This is a genomic window from Pseudomonas sp. NBRC 111123, assembly GCF_001320205.1.
Lineage (GTDB): Bacteria > Pseudomonadota > Gammaproteobacteria > Pseudomonadales > Pseudomonadaceae > Aquipseudomonas > Aquipseudomonas putida_J.
On the sequence record NZ_BCAZ01000024.1, the window covers coordinates 15,329 to 34,889 of the forward strand.

Here is a 19,561-nt window from a genome sequence, read left to right on the forward strand (position 1 = left end):
AGGCCGGCGTGCCGGATGCTTTATTTACTCCAAGCGTTCGTCTTTTCCACCCGCAGAGGCCCGTATGAAGACCGTCGAACAAATCCTCAAGACCAAGTCCCAGCACCAGACCGTGTACACCATCGGCCCGGATGACTCGGTACTCGACGCCCTGAAACTGCTGGCGGAGAAAAACGTCGGTGCACTGCCTGTGGTAGAAAACAACCAGGTAGTGGGGATCGTCAGTGAACGGGACTATGCACGCAAGCTGGTGCTCAAAGGCCGCTCCTCGGCCGCCACGCCGGTGCGCGAGATCATGAGCGCGCCGGTGATCACGGTGGGGCCCAAGAAAAGCCTGGATTACTGCATGCAACAGATGACCGACCGTCATCTGCGCCACCTTCCTGTGGTCGAGGACGGCCAACTGCTCGGCCTGTTGTCGATCGGTGACCTGGTCAAGGAAACCATCGCCGAGCAGGCCAACCTCATCAAGCAGCTGGAGCAGTACATCCGCGGCGAATGAGGGCGCCTCAGTGGTAGGCGCGCTCCAGCTCGTCCAGCTGATGGTCGAAGCTGCGCAGGCGCGCCGACCAGGTGTACACCAGTACCTCCAGGTCACGGTTGAGCACGGCGGTGTTGCCGTGGCCGTTGCTCGACGGCTCGCACAAGTCCAGCTGATAACGCTCGCGGGCCATGGCCGTGGCCACGCTGGAGAGGTCACGGGCATTGGCCAGCCAGTGATGATGATGGTCGTGGATTTCACGGTCGAGTGCCCGGCACTGGCGTTTCAGCGCATCAAGGCTCTGTTCCAGCGGGGTGCCTTTGAGCTCGCCCATCACCTCTTCGAAGGTGCGCCCGGAATGCCAGTAGCTACCCCAGAAGTAGCGATCGAACACCGTTTCGACGCGACGTAACGCAACCTTGGTGTTCCAGATGGTCAGCAACGTTCGCCCCTGCACCACTTCACGCTTGTTCAGGTGCAATTGCTGCCAGGCAATCCAGGTCAGTGCCACCAACGCAACTGCGGCTGTAACCGCGGCAGCAGCGTAGAGGAACTGGATCGCCTGGTTCATCTGCTGGGTTTGGCGGATGCCGTAGAAGTAGCTGGCCGTCAGGGTGCCCAGGATCGTCACGGAGCACCAGAAGCCTGATGCGTAGGGATCTTTCATCACGCTAACCCCTCTTGTTTTTCCTGAGCATAGCAACGGCCGATCACTCGTCAGGTGCCGCTCGGCACTTTATTTTCTGGGGCGGCGCAACGCTTCGTTGAGCTGATCGAAAGGCTCCGCCCAATCGGCATCTTCAATGATGCTTTCCTGCAGGAAGGCGCGCTGGGAATCGGTCCAGAACGGTGCATCCACCAGCTTTATCTCGTTCTTCAACGGCGAATGGCTGGTGATGAACTGGTCGATGCTCTGCGCATCGTCGGGCAGGCCCAGTTGCTTGAACAGCTCGGCGAATGGATGGATCGGTGCGTCCATGGTTCCTCCTGTGTGCCGGGCTGGCCGTCCACGACGCCGGCCCGGCATTGGCTTGAAAACATCAGCACAGCTCGCGTACTTCAGCTTGCGGTACCAGTTTGAGGTACTGCTCCATGCTCATGTGGATCAGGTGATCGTGGTCACCCGCCTCCAGGTAGACATCGCCCTGGCGGGTAAGGCTCGAATCGAGCAGCATCTTGATCTGATAGGCGTCACCCATAGCCGGGATGGCGCCCCGCTCACAATCGCCGAACAGCATCGGCAAGGCGCTTTCGCGGGTCAGTTGCCAGGCGCCGGACATGCGCACCTTGCTCATGTCCATGTGCCGGTTGGCCGGCAAGACGGCCATGATGTAGTTGCCATGGCGGTCGTCCAGCATGACCGACTTGGCGACCCGCTCTGCGGGTACCCCGGCCGTGCGCGCCGACTCCAGGCTGGTGGCCGAGTGTGGGTGGGGAATGATGTCGTAATCGCAGTTGGCCTGGTCCAGGCGCTGCTGCAAAGTCTTGGCCATACGCATGATGCACCTCCGGTTTCGCCCCCCAACCTCCAATTTTAGGCCTTGGGTTGGCAGGCATGGCTAAACTTCAAGTAGAGAGGCCAACGAGGTGACGACAGGTGATCACTCGATGTTGCCGCGGCTTGCTGTTGTTGCTGCTGCTTGGCCTTGCCCAGGCCGGCCAGGCAGCGCCCGGCAGCATCTGGGTGCTGGGCATGGATGACGCCATCGGCCCGGCCAGCGCCGACTACCTGCTGCGCAACCTCGAACAGGCCAAGGCCCAGGGAGCCCAGTTGGTGGTACTGCGCCTGGACACCCCCGGCGGGTTGGACAGTGCCATGCGCCAGATGATCAAGGCGATCCTCGCCAGCCCGGTGCCGGTCGTCAGTTTCGTCGCCCCAAGCGGTGCCCGTGCGGCCAGCGCCGGCACCTACATCCTGTATGCCAGCCACGTTGCCGCGATGGCCCCGGGGACCAACCTCGGCGCCGCCACGCCCGTCCAGATCAGTGGCCTGCCCGGTACATCAAAGGACGACAAGGCCAAGCCGAGTGACGAAGAACAGACCCTGGCCCGCAAACAGGTCAACGACGCCACCGCTTATATCCGAGGCCTGGCCCAACTGCGCGGGCGCAATGCCGACTGGGCAGAACGAGCGGTGCGTGAGGCGGTCAGCTTGCCAGCCAGTGAAGCGCTGCGCCTGAAAGTGATCGACCAGGTCGCCAACGACCTGCCCGACCTGATGCGCCAGCTCGATGGCAAGACCTTGATCGCCGCCGGTCAACCGCTGCTGCTGCAAACACGCGATGCTGCCCTGATCGAGCACCTGCCGGACTGGCGCACGCGCTTACTGGCCGTCATCACCAACCCCAGCGTGGCGCTGATCCTGATCATGATGGGGGTGTACGGCCTGCTGTTCGAGTTCATGAACCCCGGCTCGGCGCTGGGCGGCGTGGTGGGTGGCATCTGCCTATTGCTGGGGCTTTACGCGCTGCAGCTGCTACCGGTGAGCGTTGCCGGCGTGGCGCTGATCCTGCTTGGCATCGCCTTCATGATCGCCGAGGCGTTCCTGCCCAGCTTCGGCGTGGTCGGTTTCGGCGGCATCGTGGCCTTCGTGGTTGGCGCGGTGATCCTGATCGACACCGACGCACCGGGCTTCGGTATCCCCCTGGTGCTGATCGGCACGCTCGCAGTGCTCTCGGCACTACTGATCGGCGGCGTGCTGGGCATGGCCATCAAGGCGCGACGGCGGGCGCCGGTCAGCGGTGACGCCGGCCTAGTCGGCAGCCTGGTGACGGTCACCCAGGTGCTGGCGGACAACCCGTTCTGTGGTTCGGTACAGGCTCAGGGCGAAGAATGGCAAGTCCAGTGCACGACGCCACTGCAGGCCGGGCAGAAAGTCCGGGTCACGGCACGCCAAGGTGTGATGCTGGAAGTAAGCGCCGCCGCCCCCGCGGCGCAAGGAGACAGATGATGTTCATGCAAGTGGGTTTCGGTGCGGTGCTGATCGTGCTGGCGATGCTGTTGCTGTCGGCATTGCGCATCCTGCGCGAGTACGAGCGAGGCGTGGTGTTTCAGCTGGGGCGCTTCTGGCAGGTCAAAGGCCCGGGGCTGATCCTGCTGATTCCGGTGATCCAGCAGATGGTGCGGGTCGACCTGCGCACCGTGGTGCTGGATGTGCCGCCACAGGATGTGATCACGCGCGACAACGTGTCGGTGAAGGTCAATGCGGTGTTGTATTTCCGCGTACTCGATCCGCAAAAAGCGATCATCCAGGTCGAGGACTTTCTCGTCGCCACCAGCCAGCTGGCCCAGACCACCTTGCGTGCGGTATTGGGCAAGCACGAACTGGACGAGCTGCTGGCCGAGCGCGAGCAGCTGAATTCGGATATCCGCCAGGTACTGGACGCCCAGACCGACGCCTGGGGCATCAAGGTCGCCAACGTCGAGATCAAGCATGTCGACCTCAACGAATCGATGGTCCGCGCCATCGCCCGCCAGGCAGAAGCCGAACGCGAGCGGCGGGCCAAGGTGATCCATGCCGAGGGTGAATTGCAGGCGTCGGAAAAGTTGATGCAGGCCGCGCAGATGCTCAGCAAGGAGCCAGGGGCCATGCAGCTGCGTTACATGCAGACGTTGGGGGCGATTGCCGGGGACAGGAGCTCGACCATCGTCTTTCCGTTGCCGATCGACTTGCTCAAGGGGCTGGTGGACAAGCAGAAATGACCGGGGCTGCATGGCAGCCCCGGGGCTCGATCAGATGGGTGCGCGGCGCAAGGTGGCGAGGAAGGTCGCCGCGCCGATGAACAACCCGGCAAAGGTACGGTTCAGGCGCTTCTGCTGCTTGGGCGTGCGCAGCAGGCGCAACACACGCGAAGCCAACCCGGTGTAACCCGCCATCACCAGCATGTCGACGCTGATCATGGTCACGGTGATCGCGATGTACTGCGCCAGCAGCGGCGCGTGTGGGTTGAGGAACTGCGGCAGCACGGCGAGCATGAACACCAGCGCCTTGGGGTTGCTGACGTTGACCAGGAAGCCGCGGAACACCAGGCTCAGCGGCTTGCCGATCGGGCGTACGCCGGACTCGTCGGCCATGTCCATCGGCAAGGCGCGCCATTGTTTGTAGGCCAGGTAGACCAGATAGGCGACACCGAACCACTTGATGACCTGGAAGGCGGTGGCAGAAGCGGCCAGGATGGCGCCGACACCTGCAGCAATGATGGCGATCTGCACGATCAGGCCCAGTTGCAGGCCCAGGGCATTCCAGTAACCCCGCCAGAAACCGTACTGTAGCCCGCTGGACATCGAGGCAATTGCCCCGGCACCCGGCGACAGGCTGATTACCCAGCACGCGGCAAAGAAGCCCAACCACACTTCCATCGACATCACACACCTCGCTCAACAATTGTTGCAAAACGTTAAGCTAAGGGGTTGGCGAAAAAATAACCAGCAAATTCTGTGGGATTTCTACTGCCTGTAGTGGCCTCTTCGCGGGCAAGTCGGACCTCCGCACCGCCGCGCCCACAGGAACATCACCGCCCTTACGCCGTGTGGCATCCCTGTGGGAGCGGGCAAGCCCGCGATGAGGCCGGTACAGGCAACATCAAACGATCAGGACAAAGCCTCAAGTTCGGCCTGCATGCTCTCCAGGGTTTCCAGAGCTTCCATCCAGGCTTCCTCAAGCTCGCCTTCGCGCTGCTTGAGCTTGGTCTGCCGAGCCAACAGATCGCGCAATTCATCCTTGCGCGCCGCTTCGTAAACACCACCATCGCCCAGCGCAGTCTCGATCTCGGCCAACTGCGCATGCACCTGGTTGAGCTCGCTCTCCAGCTTGTCGGCCGCTTTCTTGTGCGGTGCCAACTGCTGTCGCAGGGCGGCGGCAGCCTGACGCTGGGCCTTCTTGTCGGTCTTGTCCGGATTGGCCGGGGCGTTGCTGGCCGGGGCACTGCGCTGGCGATACTCGACCAGCCAGCGGCTGTAGTCGTCGAGGTCGCCATCGAAGGTCTCGACCTTGCCATCGGCCACCAGCAGGAAGTCGTCGGTGGTGCTCTTGAGCAGGTGACGGTCGTGGGAAACCACCACCACGGCACCGGCAAACTCCTGCAGGGCCATGGTCAGCGCCAGGCGCATTTCCAGGTCGAGGTGGTTGGTCGGTTCGTCGAGCAGCAGCAGGTTCGGCCGCTCCCAGGCGATCAGCGCCAGAGCCAGGCGGGCCTTTTCGCCACCGGAGAAGTTCACCACCGGCTCATCGACGCGGTCGCCATGGAAGTCGAAACCGCCAAGGAAGTCGCGCAAGGTCTGTTCGCGCTCGGCCGGTGCGATGCGCTGCAGGTGCAGGAGCGGGCTGGCCTTGTCGTCCAGCGAGTCGAGCTGATGCTGGGCAAAGTAGCCGACGGCGAGGTTCTCGCCACGCACCAGGCGGCCCGACAGCGGCTCGAGCTCACCGGCGAGGTTCTTGATCAGGGTCGACTTGCCGGCGCCGTTGGGGCCGAGCAGGCCGATGCGCGCACCCGGGACCAGCTGCAACTTGACCTTGTCGAGGATCGCCTTGTCGCCATACCCCAGGCGGCCTTCGGACAGGCTCAGCAGCGGGCTGGAGATTTTCTGCGACTCACGGAAGACGAAGTCGAACGGCGAATCGACGTGCGCCGCCGACAACTCCTCCATGCGTTCCAAAGCCTTGATCCGGCTCTGCGCCTGGCGTGCCTTGGTGGCCTGGGCCTTGAAGCGGGCGATGTACTTTTCCATGTGCGCGCGCTGCGCCTGCTGCTTCTCGTAGGCTTGCTGCTGTTGCGCCAGGCGCTCGGCACGGGTGCGCTCGAAGGCGGTGTAGCCCCCCTTGTACAGGTTGAGCTTGCGCTGCTCGACGTGCAGCACATGGTCGACCACGGCATCGAGGAAATCGCGGTCGTGGGAAATCAGCAACAGCGTGCCCGGGTAGCCCTTGAGCCAGTCTTCCAGCCACAGGATCGCATCGAGGTCGAGGTGGTTGGTCGGCTCGTCGAGCAAGAGCAGGTCGGACGGGCACATCAGGGCCTGGGCCAGGTTCAGGCGCATCCGCCAGCCACCGGAGAAGTCACCTACGCGGCGGTCCATCTGCTCATTGGTGAAACCCAGGCCAGCCAGCAGCTTGCGCGCGCGGGCATCGGCGGTATAGCCGTCGGCGACTTCCAGCTCACTGTGCAGGCGCGCAAGGGCAGTGCCGTCGTGGGCCTGCTCGGCCACGGCCAGTTCGGCCTGGACCTTGCGCAGGCGGGCGTCGCCGTCGAGTACATAGTCCACGGCCAGGCGGTCGAGGGTATCGACTTCCTGACGCATATGGGCAATGCGCCAGTCGCCGGGCAGCTGGCAATCGCCGGCATCGGGTGACAGCTCACCGCGCAGCAAGGCGAACAGGCTGGATTTTCCGGCGCCGTTGGCACCAATCAGGCCGGCCTTGTGGCCGGCGTGCAGGGTCATCTCGGCGCCTTCTAGCAAGCGCTGCGGACCACGCTGTAAAGTGAGGTTGGATAGTCTGATCATAGTGGTCGCGGAGTCTACCAGCTTCCTCGGCCCGCAGCGTGAGTGGAATCATGTACACCGACCTGTGGAATCACGCCTTGGCGCTGTATGCCCGCCCGGGAGTCGAAACAGCCTGCCTGGATGTTCAGGCGCTGGGGGGCGACGTCTGCTTGCTGCTGTGCGCCACCTGGCTGCAGGCGCATGCGGTGACCTTCAGTGAAGAACGCGCCCAGGCTCTGCGAGCGATTGCCGGGCCGTGGCAGCACGATGTGGTTGCGCCATTACGCAGCCTACGCCGTCAATGGCGCACGCCCGCGCAGCAAGATTCACACCTGGCGGCGTTGCGAGAGCAAGTGAAGGGGCTGGAGTTGCAAGCGGAGAAGGCGTTGCTGCAACGGCTGCAAACCTGTGCGCAACAATGGCCCACAGGCTCGAGTGAGCCCACGGACGATTGGCTGGACCGGCTGACGCCGGAGCCGGCCCGCGGCCACGACGCGCTGGTGATCTTGCGCGTCGCGGCCGCAGCGCTTCAGGAGGCCGAAGACGGCGTCTGAGCTGGGGTGCTGGCGGGTGCCGAGGACGTGGCGGGAGCAGCCGAATTGGTCGCTGGCGCACTGGCGGCTGAAGTAGCCGGTTTCGCTTCGGCAGGTTTGGCTGCGACCGGTTTTGCTGGGGCCTTCGCTGCAGGTCTTGCTGCTGGCTTGGCTGCGGCAGGTTTGGCCGGCGCTTTGGCAGCAGCAGGCTTGGCGGCTGGTTTGGCTGCCGCTGGCTTGGCTGCCGCTGGCTTGGCTGGAGCCTTGGCTGCGGCCGGTTTGGCGGCAGGCTTGGCAGCTGCGGGCTTAGCGGCGACAGTTTTGGCCGCTGGCTTGGCGGCAGCGCTTCTGGCCGGGGCTTTGGTTGCTGCAGGCTTGGCAGCTGCTGGTTTGGCGGGAGCCTTGGCAGCAGCGGGTTTCGCGGCTGGCTTGGCGGCAGGTTTGGCAGCGGCGGCGCGGGCTGGGGCTTTTGCCGCTGCGGGCTTGGCAGCAGCGGGTTTCGCAGCTGGCTTGGCGGCGGCAGCTCGGGCCGGCGCTTTGGTCGCGGCCGGCTTGGCCGGGGCCTTGGCGGCGGCAGGCTTGGCGGCGCTGCGGGCTGGTGCCTTGGCAGCAGCCGGTTTCACGGTCTTGGCAGCCACTGCACGCTGGTCGAGTGCCTTGCCGGCGGCCTCACGCACCTTGCCGACCCCTTGAGCCAGTTTCAGGCTTTCCTGGGCATCACGCTTGAGTTGCTGAATGTAAGTACGCGTCTGGGTCTGGCGCTCCTTGAGCGAGTCGAGCAATTCTTCAAGTTCACCAATAACCTTTTGCGCCTTGTTCTGGGCCTTGGCTTTACCTGCCTTGGCCGCGTCCTGCAACTTCAGGCGACCATTGTGCAGTTTTTCCTGCGCTTTGCCGCGCTGCTTTTCCAACTTGGCCAGCAATTTCTCCGCATCAGCCAGCGCTTGCGAGCAGGCTTCTTCCAAGTGTTCGAGCAGGCTGCCCGAAAGTTGCTGGAGCAGGTGTAACGGCGTATTTACTGGCTTCTTTTTAGCCGACATGGTTTACCTCCTGGCTGACGAGATTGCGGCTCATACTATGCTTCTGCTGCTACCGCCGCTAGGGCATGTTGACAGTATTGGTGGCGCCGCGTTGCATGCCTGGGCAAAGTTGTTATCTTGCAGCTCCGAGCAAGTGTAGTTGCTTAACAAAACGTTGCAGGTTTTTACCTGGTAGACCGTGTTTTATGCAGTGCATGGCTTGAGTCGTTTGTCGAGGCGTAGATCGAGCGCAGCCCGCGCGGCGCATCGCAGATAAATCTGCTCCTACATTTATTGCAACGTGACCCTGCCAGTGAGGCCATGGTTGTCAGCCTTGTTTGTAGGGATCAAGTCATACACCAAGGCAGGCGACCATGGCGTTACAGGTTCGGCACGTTGCAATAAATGCAGGAGCAGATTTATCCGCGATGCGCCGCGCGGGCGGCGCTGGATCTCGACAACAACGAATCAACCACGGCAAACACCGAGCCTCCACACACATCTGGAACAGTACCTCACCATGTCTCGTAAACTTGTTCTCGGCTTGTACCTGATGGCGCCATTTGCCTTGGCCGATACCGCTCCTGCCAATGATCACGACCTAGCCTATAGCCTAGGCGCCAGCCTGGGTGAGCGTCTGCGCCAGGAAGTGCCTGGCCTGCAACTGGATGCGCTGGTCGAAGGCCTGCGCCAGTCCTATCAGGGCCAGCCATTGAAGCTCGACAAAGCCCGAATGGAAGCCATTCTCCAACAACACGAAGAACAGGCCAACAGCGCCGCCGAGCAAGCCGAAGTCGCCAAGCTGCAGGCCGTGGAAACCCGCTTCATGGCCAACGAGCGTGCCCGTGCCGGAGTGCACGAGCTGCCGCAAGGCGTGCTGTACAGTGAGCTGAAAGGGGGTAATGGCGCGCAACCCAAAGCCGGCGGCAAAGTGCAGGTGCGCTATGTCGGCAGGCTGCCGGATGGCACGGTGTTCGACCAGAACCCGCAACCGCAGTGGTTCAGCCTGGACTCGGTGATCGAAGGCTGGCAGGTGGCGTTGCCACACATGAAAGCGGGTTCGACCTGGCGCCTGGTGATTCCCTCTGCACAGGCCTACGGTGCCGAGGGCGCAGGTGACCTGATCGCGCCCTACACGCCGCTGGTGTTCGAAATCGAGTTACTGGCGGTCGGCGACTGACGCCGACCTTCAGGCTTCTACCGCGCCCTCTTCCTTGTGCGCGTTGTGCAGGACCTCGATCAGGCAGTCTTCGAGCTCGAAGCGTTCGCGCAGCAGGGCACCCAGCTTGGTCAGCTTTTCGGCGAAGCGTTCGGTGTCCTTGCACTCGCCCTTGGCGCAGTGGTCATTGAAGGCCAGAGCAATTTGAGTGCTTTCATCAATGCGGGGATTGATCTGCGTAGCCAGCTCCAATCCGCGTGTATCGCCAAATGCCTTGGCTTCGCTGACCAACTGCTCACTGACCTCAAAGTGCCACGCCGAAACGTAGTCGACCAAGAGAGCGCAAAAATCTCCATTGGTGTCCTTGTCGGCAAAGGCTGGCCTCACGGCGCGCAAGGTGCGGAAAGCCTGGACCAGCTCCTCTCGCTCCTCGAGCCAACGGTCGATCAGCTTGTGAACCCCACCCCAGCGTTCCTGGGCGTTCTGACAACTATCGAGCATGGCGATCTCTTCCCTTCTGGGTAGATGCCGCTGCACCTCGCACCACGACCGTGCAGCACAAAGGTGACATCAGCAGGACGGCATCGAGCAGTTGTGTTTTCAGTATGCGTGCTGGGAGATTATTCCCGCGCGTGCTTAGCATCAAGGTACGCAGCAGACAAAGTTCATACAAGTGTTTAATACCCCGATGCACCACCATTGGTCGCGCTATCGGCCGCCGGCATGCGCCAGGTCAAGGATTGCCAAGCGAGTGGAAACGATACGCCAGCAGGCAGCTCAAGGGCAGCGCCGCCAGTAGCAGAAACGCCAGCAAGCTCCACTCCGGCAAGGTCAGGTCGAGAAAACTCCAGGTCAGCGAGCTGCAATCAGGGCCGCCGAACAACAGCTGCCGCGCGACTTCGCGCCATGGCAGCTCTAACATGCGCCCGATTGGCAACGAGCACATGTGGCTCGCATCGATCGCACCCTGCAGCCACACATGCCGTGCCGCCAGCAACGCACCACTGGCGCCGCACACCAGCGCTGTTCGCGCGTATCGCCGAGCCCCGGCAATACCCGGTGCATGCATCGCCGCACACAGGCACACCAATGCATACAAACCCAGCAGTACCCGCTGGCTGAAACACAGCGGGCAAGGCACAAGCCCAAGGACACTTTCGAGATAGAAAGACACGCCCAGCACCGCCAGCGAGGCAAGGCATGCCGGAATGAAAAACGTGCGCAGACTGGCCATCGACATGGGCAGGACGGTCCCGGGAAAGTTGAAGTGGCTGGAACGGTAGAGGAAACGCCGGGGTTGTTTCAAGGCGCTACTGGAATGACAAGTCGCTGTATCGCAAGGAAAGTTTCCATGCGAGCTGTAGGAAATTTCTTAAGAAGAGGCTGCAGAACAAACTTTTGACGATGAATAAGTTACCGACCCCATGAGCCCGCACACCTGCGCGGGCTCAGGGGGCGTTCAAGCGCGAACAGCTTCTGGCAACGGCAGTGCCAGAAGACGCTCATCGAGCAGACCCAGGCCTTCCTGGAACAGCTGATTGCTGCGTTCGGTTTCGCCCAGGCTGGCGAGCAAGCGCGCAAGCTCTGCACAGGCTTCCGGGTTACGCTCCATGCGCAGGCTGCTTTCGAGATAGTCGCGCGCTTTGCCCCACAGGCGGTTCTGCAGGCTCAGGCGGCCGAGTGTGAGCAACAGACTCGGGTCATCTGGGTGGGCTTTAAGCCAGCCTTCGGCGGTTTGCAGCTGACGCGCCGGGTCATCACCGCGTACCAAGCCATACAGGCGAGCCAGGTGGCTTTCGTACTCACGCTTGAGCGCAGTGCGCAGCACCTGCTCGGCTTCGCCCTGAGCACCCACCTGGCGCAACTGTTCGGCATAGGCCAGCACCAGTTGCGGCTCCTGGCGCTGGGCCGCGGTCAGCTGCTGCCAGGCGCGTTCAAGCGCCTGACGGGCACTTTGCGGATCCTCGCCACGAGTGGTCGCCAGGCCAAGGTTCTGGCCCCAGGCACGCTTTTCCAGCGCGGCCAGCTCGTCGGCCGGCAACACCTTGCCCTTGCGCAGGTCCGGCAGTAGGCGAATCAGCGCCGACCAGTCACCACGTTCCAGGTGCAGGCGCTGCAGCAGGCGCAGCACCTGGGTGTTATGGGGATGGCGCTCCTGCATGGCCAGCAGTGTCTCCAGCGCTGCATCGCGCTCACCGCGGTCCATCTGCAATTGCGCATGGGTCAGGGCAATGGCCAGCTCGGCCTGAGGCTGACGCTCCAAGGCACGCTCCAGCAGATTGTCGCTGTCTTCCTTGCGCCCCAGCTCATTGGCAGCGCGGGCAGCACCGAGGTAATACAGCAGGGGCTGGCGCTCGGCCTCGGCAGCACGATGCAGGTGGCGCTGGGCACTGGCCCAGCGGCCCTCGGCCAGGTCCAGCTGACCCTGTTCGATGGCGATCCGCACACGCCGGCTGCGGTTACGCCGCGACCATGGGTTGACCACGCCACTTGAGGTCAGCACCAGCCCGACCAGGTAACGCAGCAGCAACAGCAGCACGACCACGCCAGCCAGCGCCGCGAGCGCCGCCCACAACCCGGACTGGTAGCGGAAACCACCATAGGCAATCAGTACATAACCACTGTGTTTGGCTACCGCAACGCCCAGCGCTGCGGCAATCACGATCGCCAGTACGGCCAGCAGGTAGACACGCTTCATGGTTTGCCCCCTTCAGCCTCGGTTGGCAGATGACGGCGCTGGATGTACGCCTGTACCGCCGCCAAGCTTTCGCTCAGATCCGGGGTTACTACCGAGACAGGCTGCTCAGCCAATGCGTTGAGGCTGTCGAGCATCGCCTTGCTTTGCGGGTTGTCGGCATTGAAGTTGGCCAGCAGCACACTGCGCGCATCATCCAGGGCCTGGCTGTAGACCTTGGCCTCGCCATTGAGCGCAGCCCACTGTGCCTGCTCGATGGTCAGGCTCAGGGCCAGACGCAGCTGGTTCAGCTGCTGGCCTGCCAGCAACGGCCGCACATTGTCGTCGGCATTGAAGTCGATCTGGAAGTACTTGGAGATTTCTGCCCACCACTGCGACAGGCGACTGGCCCCATCGCCATCGGCGGTCAACGCGCCTAGCGCATCGGCGTTGCTGGCGAACTCGGGCGACTGGGCGCTGAGCTGCTGCACCAGATCACGCTGGGCGGCGAGCTTGAGGAACAGACCGGTGCGGTCAGGCTGCTGGGTGCTGTTCAGCACGGCCAGGCTGCGCGCAAGCTGCTCGCGGGCGGCAAAGGCGCCCGGGTCGCTTTGCTCGCGAAGGATTTCATCAGCACCTTCGACCAAGGCCTTGGCGCTGGTGATGTCCTGCAGCGCCGACAGACGCAGGGTGGCCAAGCGCAACAGATGCTCTGCCTCGGCCAGGCGCCACTCCTTGCGGCTCTCGCCGAGCACGGTTTCCAGCCGCTGGCTGAGACGCTGCTGGTCGCCTTGCAGCTGCGTCACCAGCCGGCGGCGGTCTTCCAGCTCGCTGGCGGCCGGCAGGCTGGCCAGTTGCGCACTGATCTGCTGCTCGCGCTGCTGCAGTGCAGCGGCGCGCTGGTTGAGGGCTTCCAGGTGCTGGCCCTGGTTCACTTCGCTGCCTTGCAGCTGCCGCACCTGCCAGACACCCCACCCCCCTACTGCGACCCCGGCGGCACCCAGCAATAGCGCCAGCACGGCCAGACCACTGCCAGAGCGCTTTACAGGCTTGTCGGTGACGGGTTGCGCCGGCTCCTGGGCCGACGGCTGATCATTGTTGGACAAGACAGTTTCGCTCACGTATCCATCCTTTGCATGGGGGCACCTCGCTCTACTGCGAAGCGCCTTGAGAGGCAGGTGCAGCACTACGCTGCACGGCTGCCAGCAAGGCCGTGGCACTCGCGCCACGGCAATCCACAACCTGCTGGGCCCCGGCGGCCCGGGCCTGTTCAGCGACCCGCGGGCTTGGTACGAACAACGGCAGGCTGGCCACTCGCGGCCAGTCGGCGGCGGCCATCTGCTGCAAATGTTCAAGACCCTGCCCACTGCTGACCACCAGGCCATTGAGGCGTTCCGCTTCTATGCGGCGCATCAGCGTGCCCGCCGGATACTCCGGCAGGCAGCGACGATACAGTTCCAGATATTCGACACTAGCACCTTGCTCTGCAAGACGCTCGGCCAGCAGTTCGCGACCTCCAACGCCGCGAACGATCAGCACACGCGCCTGAGGCACCGCAACAGCCTGGCGCAGGGCCGCTAGCGCGAGCAAAGCCTCGCTGTCGTCACCCTGTGTGGGGAATGTCACCTGAAGGCCCGCGCCCTGCAGCACCGCCGCCGTCGCCTCGCCCACGGTGAACCAGCCTGTTGACGGTGCCTGCAGGCCGGCCTGCCGCAACTGCTCGAGCAGCAATCGGGCCGCCGGCTTGCTGACTACGATGATGGCCCGGCATTGCGCCAGCCCGGCCAGCTGTTGAAGCTGCCCGTCAGCCAAGGCGACTGGCTCAATGGCCAGCAATGGCAGGCAACTGCTGGCCACACCTACAGTGGCCAGGCGCTGCGCCAGTGCCGCGCAGTCCTCTTCAGGCCGGGTCAGCAACAGGCGCCAAGGGCTCACGGATGCCCGGCCTCGCCGTACACTTCCTTGAGAATCGCTTCGGCGCCCTGCCCCAGCAGGTCTTCGGCCACCTGCACGCCCAACGCCTCTGCGGCTTCGCGCGGCGCACGGGCATCAGCCACCAGCAAGGTACCGCCACTTGGCTGGCCCACCAGGCCACGCAGCCACAGCTGGTCGCCTTCGAGCACCGCGTAACAGGCGATCGGCACCTGGCAGCCACCGTTGAGGCGCTTGTTCAAGGCACGCTCGGCGATCACGCGGTCGGCGGTATCGGCATGGTGCAGCGGCGCCAGCAGTGCATGAATTTCGCTGTCGGCGCTGCGGCACTCGATGCCCACTGCGCCCTGGCCACCGGCAGGCAGGCTGTCGTCGACACTGATGGAAGCGCTGATACGGTCCTCGAAGCCCAGGCGGATCAGGCCCGCTGCGGCGAGGATGATGGCGTCGTACTCGCCGGCATCGAGCTTGGCCAGGCGGGTGTTGACGTTGCCGCGCAGGAAATGGATTTTCAGGTCAGGCCGGCGTGCCAGCAGCTGGGCCTGACGGCGCAGGCTGGAGGTGCCAACGATGCTGCCGGCCGGCAGGGCGTCGAGGCTGGCGAAGTTGTTCGAGACGAAGGCATCGCGCGGGTCTTCGCGCTCGCAGATGCAGTACAGCCCCAGGCCCTCGGGAAAGTCCATGGGCACGTCCTTCATCGAATGCACGGCAATATCGGCTTCGTTGTCCAGCAGTGCCGTTTCCAGTTCCTTCACGAACAGGCCCTTGCCGCCGATCTTCGCCAGCGGCGCATCGAGTAGCTTGTCACCGCGGCTGACCATGGGCACCAAGGTCACCCGCAAACCGGGGTGGGCCTGCTCTAGGCGGGCTTTGACGTATTCGGCCTGCCACAGGGCCAAGGCACTTTTACGGGTGGCAATGCGGATTTCGCGAGTGGACATGAAACGCCCCGATCCAGAGAAATGCCGCTGATGATAACAGCATCACCGGAGCCTGTAGGAGCGGCCTTGCGTCGCGAAAAGGCCGCACAGCGGCCTCGGGGTCTGTGGGTTGGAGCATCCATCCTGGGGCTGCTGCTCAGCCCTTTCGCGACGCAAGGCTGCTCCTACAAGGGTTCCGCGAACCTTCTCAAAGGGTCTGCATCATCTTGCGCACACCCGCCACATGCCGGCGGCTGACAGTCAGGGCATCACCGTCAAGGCCCTTGAGGAACAGCTGGAAATGCCCCAGCGGCGTGCGTTGCAGGCGCTCGATGCGCTCACGGGCAACCAGCGCATTGCGGTGGATACGCACGAAGCGCTCGCCGAATTCGTCCTCCAGCGCCTTCAGCGGCTCGTCGAGCAGCACCTCCCCGGCTTCATGGCGCAAGGTCACGTACTTGTGGTCGGCGATGAAATAGATCACCTGGGGCAATGGGATCAGCTCGATCCCTTTGCGCGTGCGCGCACTGATATGGCTGCGCGGGCCGCCGCCCTCACTACCCGGCCGGGTCAGCGCCGCCAGCTGGGCACGGTTGGGCTTCTCGGCCTTGCGCAAGGCATCGCGCAAGGCCTGAGGTTGAATCGGCTTGGTCACGTGGCTGAGGGTGCTGTCCATGAAAGCCTCGGCGCCGTATTCATCATCGCCGGTACAGAACACCACCGACGGTGGCGCCTCGCGCTCGCACAGGCGAGCGGCGACCTGCAGGCCATCCAGGCCTGGCATGCCGATGTCCAGCAGGACCACATCGGGCTTGAGGCTTTCGATCAGTGCCAAGGCCTCCTCGCCGTTGGTGGCGCTGGGCTCCAGCACGGTGTACCCCTCCAGTTCAGCGAGCAGCCGTGTGAGGCGTTCACGGGCTTGGGGTTCATCATCAACGATCAGGACATTCATAATTGCTCTGGATTCCTGAGTGAGTCTCGCACAGGTATAGCGTAGACAAGAGCAGGTCGAGCGACACTGCGGTCACGCTCTAGACCGATACGAAGGCCAAAGATTCACTGAGTTGGCAGAATCGCTGCCAGTCCTCTGTCCAACTGTAGACGGTCCGTGGAACACTGCCGTTCAATCGTTGAATATCGTTCTGGCCTGCCTTTATGGATGTTTTCCAGCGGTTTCTGTCGACCGACGCCCTGCGGCAGTCGGCCCAACCCTGCTATGATCGGCGCCACTTTTTCGTTCACGCCTGCAATGAGTGAATCCATGAGCACCGACAAGACCAATCAGTCCTGGGGCGGCCGCTTCAGTGAGCCCGTCGACGCATTCGTCGCCCGTTTCACCGCCTCGGTCGACTTCGACAAGCGCCTGTACCGCCACGACATCATGGGTTCGATCGCCCACGCCACCATGCTGGCGCAGGTCGGCGTGCTCAGCGATGCCGAGCGCGACACCATCATCGATGGCCTGAAAACCATCCAGGGCGAAATCGAGGCTGGCAGCTTCGACTGGCGCGTCGACCTCGAAGACGTGCACATGAACATCGAAGCACGCCTGACCGACCGCATCGGCATCACCGGCAAGAAGCTGCATACCGGCCGTAGCCGCAACGACCAGGTGGCCACCGACATCCGCCTGTGGCTGCGTGACGAGATCGACCTGATCCTGGCCGAGATCACCCGCCTGCAGCAGGGCCTGCTGGAGCAGGCCGAGCGTGAAGCCGAAACCATCATGCCCGGCTTCACCCACCTGCAGACCGCCCAACCGGTCACCTTCGGCCACCACCTGCTGGCCTGGTTCGAAATGCTCAGCCGCGACTACGAGCGCCTGGTCGACTGCCGCAAGCGCGCCAACCGCATGCCTCTGGGCAGCGCCGCGCTGGCCGGTACAACCTACCCGATCGACCGTGAACTGACCTGCAAGCTGCTGGGCTTCGAGGCCGTGGCCGGCAACTCGCTGGACGGCGTCTCGGACCGTGACTTCGCCATCGAATTCTGCGCCGCCGCCAGCGTGGCGATGATGCACCTGTCGCGCTTCTCCGAAGAGCTGGTGCTGTGGACCAGCGCCCAGTTCCAGTTCATCGACCTGCCTGATCGCTTTTGCACCGGCAGCTCGATCATGCCGCAGAAAAAGAACCCGGACGTACCAGAGCTGGTACGCGGCAAGAGCGGCCGCGTGTTCGGCGCCCTGACCGGCCTGCTGACCCTGATGAAAGGCCAGCCGCTGGCCTACAACAAGGACAACCAGGAAGATAAAGAGCCGCTGTTCGACGCCGCCGACACCCTGCGCGACTCGCTGCGCGCCTTCGCCGACATGATCCCGGCGATCAAGCCCAAGCACGCCATCATGCGCGAAGCGGCCCTGCGCGGTTTCTCCACCGCTACCGACCTGGCCGACTACCTGGTTCGCCGCGGCCTGCCGTTCCGTGATTGCCACGAGATCGTCGGCCATGCCGTAAAGTATGGCGTCGACACCGGCAAGGACCTGGCCGAGATGAGCCTGGACGAACTGCGCCAGTTCAGCGACCAGATCGAGCAGGACGTGTTTGCCGTGCTGACCCTGGAAGGTTCGGTGAATGCCCGTAACCACATTGGTGGTACGGCGCCGGCTCAGGTGCGTGCCGCTGTCGTTCGCGGCAAGGCCCTGCTGGCTTCGCGCTAAGGCCCATTGCGAGGGCTTCGCCCTCGTTCGCGGGCAAGCCCGCTCCCACAGTAACCGTGCATTGCCTGAGCCTTGCACCTTACCTGTGGGAGCGGGCTTGCCCGCGAAGGCCCCAACCCGGTCTCAGCGCTTGCCGCTGCGTACCATCTCGATGAAGGCCGGCATCGCCGCTTCCTTGTCCGCCACGACTTTCGCCATGTGTGGGTTCTCGCGCATTTTCTCGAGCAATGCCTTGGCCTCCGGGAAGTCCGCCAGGAAATCGATGTTCAGCACCTTCTTGCCTACTGCGTAGGCCAGGTCGACCGAGAAGCAGAACATCAGGTCGGCCAACGTCAGTTCCTCGCCCGCCACATACGGTGCGAAGCGCCCATTACGCTTGAGCGTCGCAAAGCCTGCCAGCAACTCTGTACGCGCACGCTCCTTGATCAACGGCTCGACCGCTGCGCCAAAGAAAGCTTCCGGGTAACAGGTGCGCGCCGGCAGTTCGATATACAGTTCGATTTCCTTGAGCAGTTCGCGCACCTTGGCCTGCTCGAACGGATCCGCCGGCAACAGCGCCTTGCCACCGCGGGTCTGCTCGATGTAGTCGAGGATCACGCTGGTTTCGCTGAGAAAACCGTGTTCGGTCTCCAGCACCGGCACCTTGCCGCGCGGGCTGACCTCCAGCGCTTGCGGTGCCTGACCGCCGTAGAAGGTGACTTCCTCGAAAGGCAGGCCTTTTTCCAGCAAGGCCAGCTTGACCATGTTGTAGTAGTTGCTGACCGAGAATCCGTGAAGCTTGAGCATGGGGTTACAGCCTCCAGGCCGTGTGGGGATGGCTCGGCTGTTATAGACGGTACGCTAACGCCTGACCAGCGTCATGCACCCGGTCGATGACCGGGCATTGCCGGCGCGAGCATGGCAAACTGTGCATCCCACCACAGGAGTACCGCCATGAGCGAGCACGACGAAATCGACAATGACGACGAAGCCTTCGCCGAGGCGACACTGACCCAGGCCATCGAAAACCAGATCGAAAGTGGCGAGCCGCCGGCCGCCAAGGCCACCTTCAACAAGCTGACCCTGGTCGGCTACGAGCGTGAAGACATCCTCAACCTCATGGCACACGTGCTGGCCATCGAGATCGACAACATGCTCGACGAAGACCGCCCGTTCAACACCGAGTGGTACGAAAACGCCCTGCGCGCACTGCCTGAACTGCCTCCTGAGGCAGATCAAGGCGACGTCGAATAACCCGGCTACACTCCAAGGTCAGGCACCGTTGGCGGTGCCGCCATCCTCGTCTGGAAGTCAGGAGTCGCCATGTCCTTTACCCCCGAACTGATCGCCGAACTGGAAGTGCTCGCCCTGTTCAACCTGGACAGCAGCCAGGAAGGGATCAAGATTCACGCCAACGCTTCCCCTGCCTTGGTCGCCGCCGCGCAACGGCTTTACGACAAGCAACTGACCGATGAGCCCGATGGCGGTTACCTGACCAGCCTGGGGCATGATGCGGTAGAAAGCGTGCAACTGCTGCTGAACATCCTCAAGGCGCCCCAACCCGCATAATCCTGTACCGGCCACACCGCCGGCAGGCCGGCTCCCGCAGGGATAGCGCCAACCTCAAGCCCTGTGCATTACCTGTGGGAGCTGGCTTGCAAGCGATAGGTCCAGAACGGGCGATAGAAAAATGGCGCCAATATTCCACAACCCACTTATCCGACTGCT

The 19,561-nt window shown here is 63.3% G+C and carries 22 protein-coding genes; 8 read left to right on the top strand and 14 right to left on the bottom strand.

The window, feature by feature from the left end; genetic code table 11:
* Nucleotides 1-64: 64 nt before the first annotated feature.
* On the top strand, nt 65-502 hold the full coding sequence (locus APH27_RS13955; protein ID WP_027916939.1) for a CBS domain-containing protein: 438 nt from the start codon (nt 65-67) through the stop codon (nt 500-502).
* A gap of 7 nt (nt 503-509) precedes the next feature.
* Here APH27_RS13955 and APH27_RS13960 read toward each other — a convergent pair whose 3' ends face one another.
* The 3 genes from APH27_RS13960 to APH27_RS13970 all read right to left on the bottom strand — a co-directional run bounded on the left by APH27_RS13960 (nt 510) and on the right by APH27_RS13970 (nt 1,980).
* Complete coding sequence (locus tag APH27_RS13960; RefSeq protein ID WP_060485128.1) at nt 510-1,148, bottom strand: hypothetical protein; 639 nt, start codon at nt 1,146-1,148, stop codon at nt 510-512.
* 69 nt (nt 1,149-1,217) lie between these two features.
* Complete coding sequence (locus APH27_RS13965; protein ID WP_027916941.1) at nt 1,218-1,460, bottom strand: DUF2789 domain-containing protein; 243 nt, start codon at nt 1,458-1,460, stop codon at nt 1,218-1,220.
* A 61-nt stretch (nt 1,461-1,521) separates the two neighbouring features.
* Nucleotides 1,522-1,980, bottom strand: coding sequence for an aminoacyl-tRNA deacylase (locus tag APH27_RS13970; protein WP_027916942.1), 459 nt, complete (start codon nt 1,978-1,980; stop codon nt 1,522-1,524).
* Between the two features lie 98 nt (nt 1,981-2,078).
* On the opposite strand from APH27_RS13970, the gene APH27_RS13975 reads away from it, so the two are divergent.
* Both APH27_RS13975 and APH27_RS13980 read left to right on the top strand, forming a co-directional pair.
* On the top strand, nt 2,079-3,431 hold the full coding sequence (locus APH27_RS13975; protein WP_060485129.1) for a nodulation protein NfeD: 1,353 nt from the start codon (nt 2,079-2,081) through the stop codon (nt 3,429-3,431).
* The gene (locus APH27_RS13980; protein ID WP_027916944.1) at nt 3,431-4,183 is read left to right on the top strand and encodes a slipin family protein; all 753 of its coding nucleotides are present in this window, start codon (nt 3,431-3,433) and stop codon (nt 4,181-4,183) included. The genes APH27_RS13975 and APH27_RS13980 overlap by 1 nt, the downstream gene beginning before the upstream one ends.
* A gap of 30 nt (nt 4,184-4,213) precedes the next feature.
* Here the strand turns inward: APH27_RS13980 and APH27_RS13985 are convergent, their stop codons facing one another.
* Together APH27_RS13985 and APH27_RS13990 are read right to left on the bottom strand one after the other, a co-directional pair.
* Nucleotides 4,214-4,846, bottom strand: a complete 633-nt coding sequence (locus APH27_RS13985; RefSeq protein ID WP_027916945.1) for a LysE family transporter — start codon at nt 4,844-4,846, stop codon at nt 4,214-4,216.
* Between the two features lie 225 nt (nt 4,847-5,071).
* Nucleotides 5,072-6,982: an ATP-binding cassette domain-containing protein gene (locus APH27_RS13990; RefSeq protein WP_027916946.1), complete on the bottom strand. Its 1,911-nt coding sequence runs from the start codon at nt 6,980-6,982 to the stop codon at nt 5,072-5,074.
* Between the two features lie 50 nt (nt 6,983-7,032).
* Between APH27_RS13990 and APH27_RS13995 the strand changes: the two genes are divergently transcribed.
* Nucleotides 7,033-7,515: a TIGR02444 family protein gene (locus APH27_RS13995; RefSeq protein WP_060485130.1), complete on the top strand. Its 483-nt coding sequence runs from the start codon at nt 7,033-7,035 to the stop codon at nt 7,513-7,515.
* Here the strand turns inward: APH27_RS13995 and APH27_RS14000 are convergent.
* On the bottom strand, nt 7,491-8,534 hold the full coding sequence (locus APH27_RS14000; RefSeq protein ID WP_060485131.1) for an AlgP family protein: 1,044 nt from the start codon (nt 8,532-8,534) through the stop codon (nt 7,491-7,493). The two genes, APH27_RS13995 and APH27_RS14000, sit on opposite strands and share 25 nt — an antisense overlap.
* Nucleotides 8,535-9,033: 499 nt before the next feature.
* On the opposite strand from APH27_RS14000, the gene APH27_RS14005 reads away from it, so the two are divergent.
* Nucleotides 9,034-9,693 (top strand): FKBP-type peptidyl-prolyl cis-trans isomerase, encoded by a 660-nt coding sequence (locus APH27_RS14005; RefSeq protein ID WP_060485132.1) that lies wholly within the window; start codon nt 9,034-9,036, stop codon nt 9,691-9,693.
* A gap of 9 nt (nt 9,694-9,702) precedes the next feature.
* Here the strand turns inward: APH27_RS14005 and APH27_RS14010 are convergent, their stop codons facing one another.
* The 7 genes from APH27_RS14010 to APH27_RS14040 all read right to left on the bottom strand — a co-directional run bounded on the left by APH27_RS14010 (nt 9,703) and on the right by APH27_RS14040 (nt 16,150).
* Nucleotides 9,703-10,173 carry an Rsd/AlgQ family anti-sigma factor gene (locus APH27_RS14010; RefSeq protein ID WP_060485133.1) on the bottom strand — a complete coding sequence of 157 codons (471 nt, stop codon included), beginning with the start codon at nt 10,171-10,173 and terminating at the stop codon, nt 9,703-9,705.
* A 232-nt stretch (nt 10,174-10,405) separates the two neighbouring features.
* Nucleotides 10,406-10,912, bottom strand: coding sequence for a disulfide bond formation protein B (locus tag APH27_RS14015; RefSeq protein WP_060485134.1), 507 nt, complete (start codon nt 10,910-10,912; stop codon nt 10,406-10,408).
* Nucleotides 10,913-11,131: 219 nt separating this feature from the next.
* On the bottom strand, nt 11,132-12,370 hold the full coding sequence (locus APH27_RS14020) for a heme biosynthesis HemY N-terminal domain-containing protein (RefSeq protein ID WP_060485135.1): 1,239 nt from the start codon (nt 12,368-12,370) through the stop codon (nt 11,132-11,134).
* Nucleotides 12,367-13,467 carry a uroporphyrinogen-III C-methyltransferase gene (locus APH27_RS14025; protein ID WP_060485136.1) on the bottom strand — a complete coding sequence of 367 codons (1,101 nt, stop codon included), beginning with the start codon at nt 13,465-13,467 and terminating at the stop codon, nt 12,367-12,369. The genes APH27_RS14020 and APH27_RS14025 overlap by 4 nt, the downstream gene beginning before the upstream one ends.
* Nucleotides 13,468-13,498: 31 nt before the next feature.
* Nucleotides 13,499-14,281 (bottom strand): uroporphyrinogen-III synthase, encoded by a 783-nt coding sequence (locus APH27_RS14030; RefSeq protein WP_060485137.1) that lies wholly within the window; start codon nt 14,279-14,281, stop codon nt 13,499-13,501.
* Nucleotides 14,278-15,219 carry a hydroxymethylbilane synthase gene (gene hemC, locus APH27_RS14035; RefSeq protein WP_027916955.1) on the bottom strand — a complete coding sequence of 314 codons (942 nt, stop codon included), beginning with the start codon at nt 15,217-15,219 and terminating at the stop codon, nt 14,278-14,280. Before hemC ends, APH27_RS14030 begins: the two co-directional genes overlap by 4 nt.
* Nucleotides 15,220-15,406: 187 nt before the next feature.
* Entirely contained in the window at nt 15,407-16,150 is a 744-nt protein-coding gene (locus APH27_RS14040) for a LytTR family DNA-binding domain-containing protein (protein ID WP_027916956.1), read from the bottom strand.
* Between the two features lie 309 nt (nt 16,151-16,459).
* Between APH27_RS14040 and argH the strand changes: the two genes are divergently transcribed.
* On the top strand, nt 16,460-17,854 hold the full coding sequence (gene argH / locus APH27_RS14045; RefSeq protein WP_027916957.1) for an argininosuccinate lyase: 1,395 nt from the start codon (nt 16,460-16,462) through the stop codon (nt 17,852-17,854).
* 123 nt (nt 17,855-17,977) lie between these two features.
* Here the strand turns inward: argH and APH27_RS14050 are convergent, their stop codons facing one another.
* Entirely contained in the window at nt 17,978-18,640 is a 663-nt protein-coding gene (locus APH27_RS14050) for a glutathione S-transferase (RefSeq protein ID WP_027916958.1), read from the bottom strand.
* A gap of 147 nt (nt 18,641-18,787) precedes the next feature.
* Between APH27_RS14050 and APH27_RS14055 the strand changes: the two genes are divergently transcribed.
* Entirely contained in the window at nt 18,788-19,087 is a 300-nt protein-coding gene (locus APH27_RS14055) for a hypothetical protein (protein ID WP_027916959.1), read from the top strand.
* A gap of 69 nt (nt 19,088-19,156) precedes the next feature.
* Complete coding sequence (locus APH27_RS14060) at nt 19,157-19,402, top strand: TIGR02647 family protein (protein WP_027916960.1); 246 nt, start codon at nt 19,157-19,159, stop codon at nt 19,400-19,402.
* Nucleotides 19,403-19,561 lie beyond the last annotated feature (159 nt).

Coding starts and splice junctions, on each gene's coding strand:
- APH27_RS13955 (WP_027916939.1), top strand. CDS start 65: ATGAAGACCGTCGAACAAATCCTCAAGACCAAGTCCCAGCACCAGACC.
- APH27_RS13960 (WP_060485128.1), bottom strand. CDS start 1,148: ATGAAAGATCCCTACGCATCAGGCTTCTGGTGCTCCGTGACGATCCTG.
- APH27_RS13965 (WP_027916941.1), bottom strand. CDS start 1,460: ATGGACGCACCGATCCATCCATTCGCCGAGCTGTTCAAGCAACTGGGC.
- APH27_RS13970 (WP_027916942.1), bottom strand. CDS start 1,980: ATGCGTATGGCCAAGACTTTGCAGCAGCGCCTGGACCAGGCCAACTGC.
- APH27_RS13980 (WP_027916944.1), top strand. CDS start 3,431: ATGTTCATGCAAGTGGGTTTCGGTGCGGTGCTGATCGTGCTGGCGATG.
- APH27_RS13985 (WP_027916945.1), bottom strand. CDS start 4,846: ATGTCGATGGAAGTGTGGTTGGGCTTCTTTGCCGCGTGCTGGGTAATC.
- APH27_RS13990 (WP_027916946.1), bottom strand. CDS start 6,982: ATGATCAGACTATCCAACCTCACTTTACAGCGTGGTCCGCAGCGCTTG.
- APH27_RS13995 (WP_060485130.1), top strand. CDS start 7,033: ATGTACACCGACCTGTGGAATCACGCCTTGGCGCTGTATGCCCGCCCG.
- APH27_RS14000 (WP_060485131.1), bottom strand. CDS start 8,534: ATGTCGGCTAAAAAGAAGCCAGTAAATACGCCGTTACACCTGCTCCAG.
- APH27_RS14005 (WP_060485132.1), top strand. CDS start 9,034: ATGTCTCGTAAACTTGTTCTCGGCTTGTACCTGATGGCGCCATTTGCC.
- APH27_RS14010 (WP_060485133.1), bottom strand. CDS start 10,173: ATGCTCGATAGTTGTCAGAACGCCCAGGAACGCTGGGGTGGGGTTCAC.
- APH27_RS14015 (WP_060485134.1), bottom strand. CDS start 10,912: ATGTCGATGGCCAGTCTGCGCACGTTTTTCATTCCGGCATGCCTTGCC.
- APH27_RS14020 (WP_060485135.1), bottom strand. CDS start 12,370: ATGAAGCGTGTCTACCTGCTGGCCGTACTGGCGATCGTGATTGCCGCA.
- hemC (WP_027916955.1), bottom strand. CDS start 15,219: ATGTCCACTCGCGAAATCCGCATTGCCACCCGTAAAAGTGCCTTGGCC.
- APH27_RS14040 (WP_027916956.1), bottom strand. CDS start 16,150: ATGAATGTCCTGATCGTTGATGATGAACCCCAAGCCCGTGAACGCCTC.
- argH (WP_027916957.1), top strand. CDS start 16,460: ATGAGCACCGACAAGACCAATCAGTCCTGGGGCGGCCGCTTCAGTGAG.
- APH27_RS14050 (WP_027916958.1), bottom strand. CDS start 18,640: ATGCTCAAGCTTCACGGATTCTCGGTCAGCAACTACTACAACATGGTC.
- APH27_RS14055 (WP_027916959.1), top strand. CDS start 18,788: ATGAGCGAGCACGACGAAATCGACAATGACGACGAAGCCTTCGCCGAG.
- APH27_RS14060 (WP_027916960.1), top strand. CDS start 19,157: ATGTCCTTTACCCCCGAACTGATCGCCGAACTGGAAGTGCTCGCCCTG.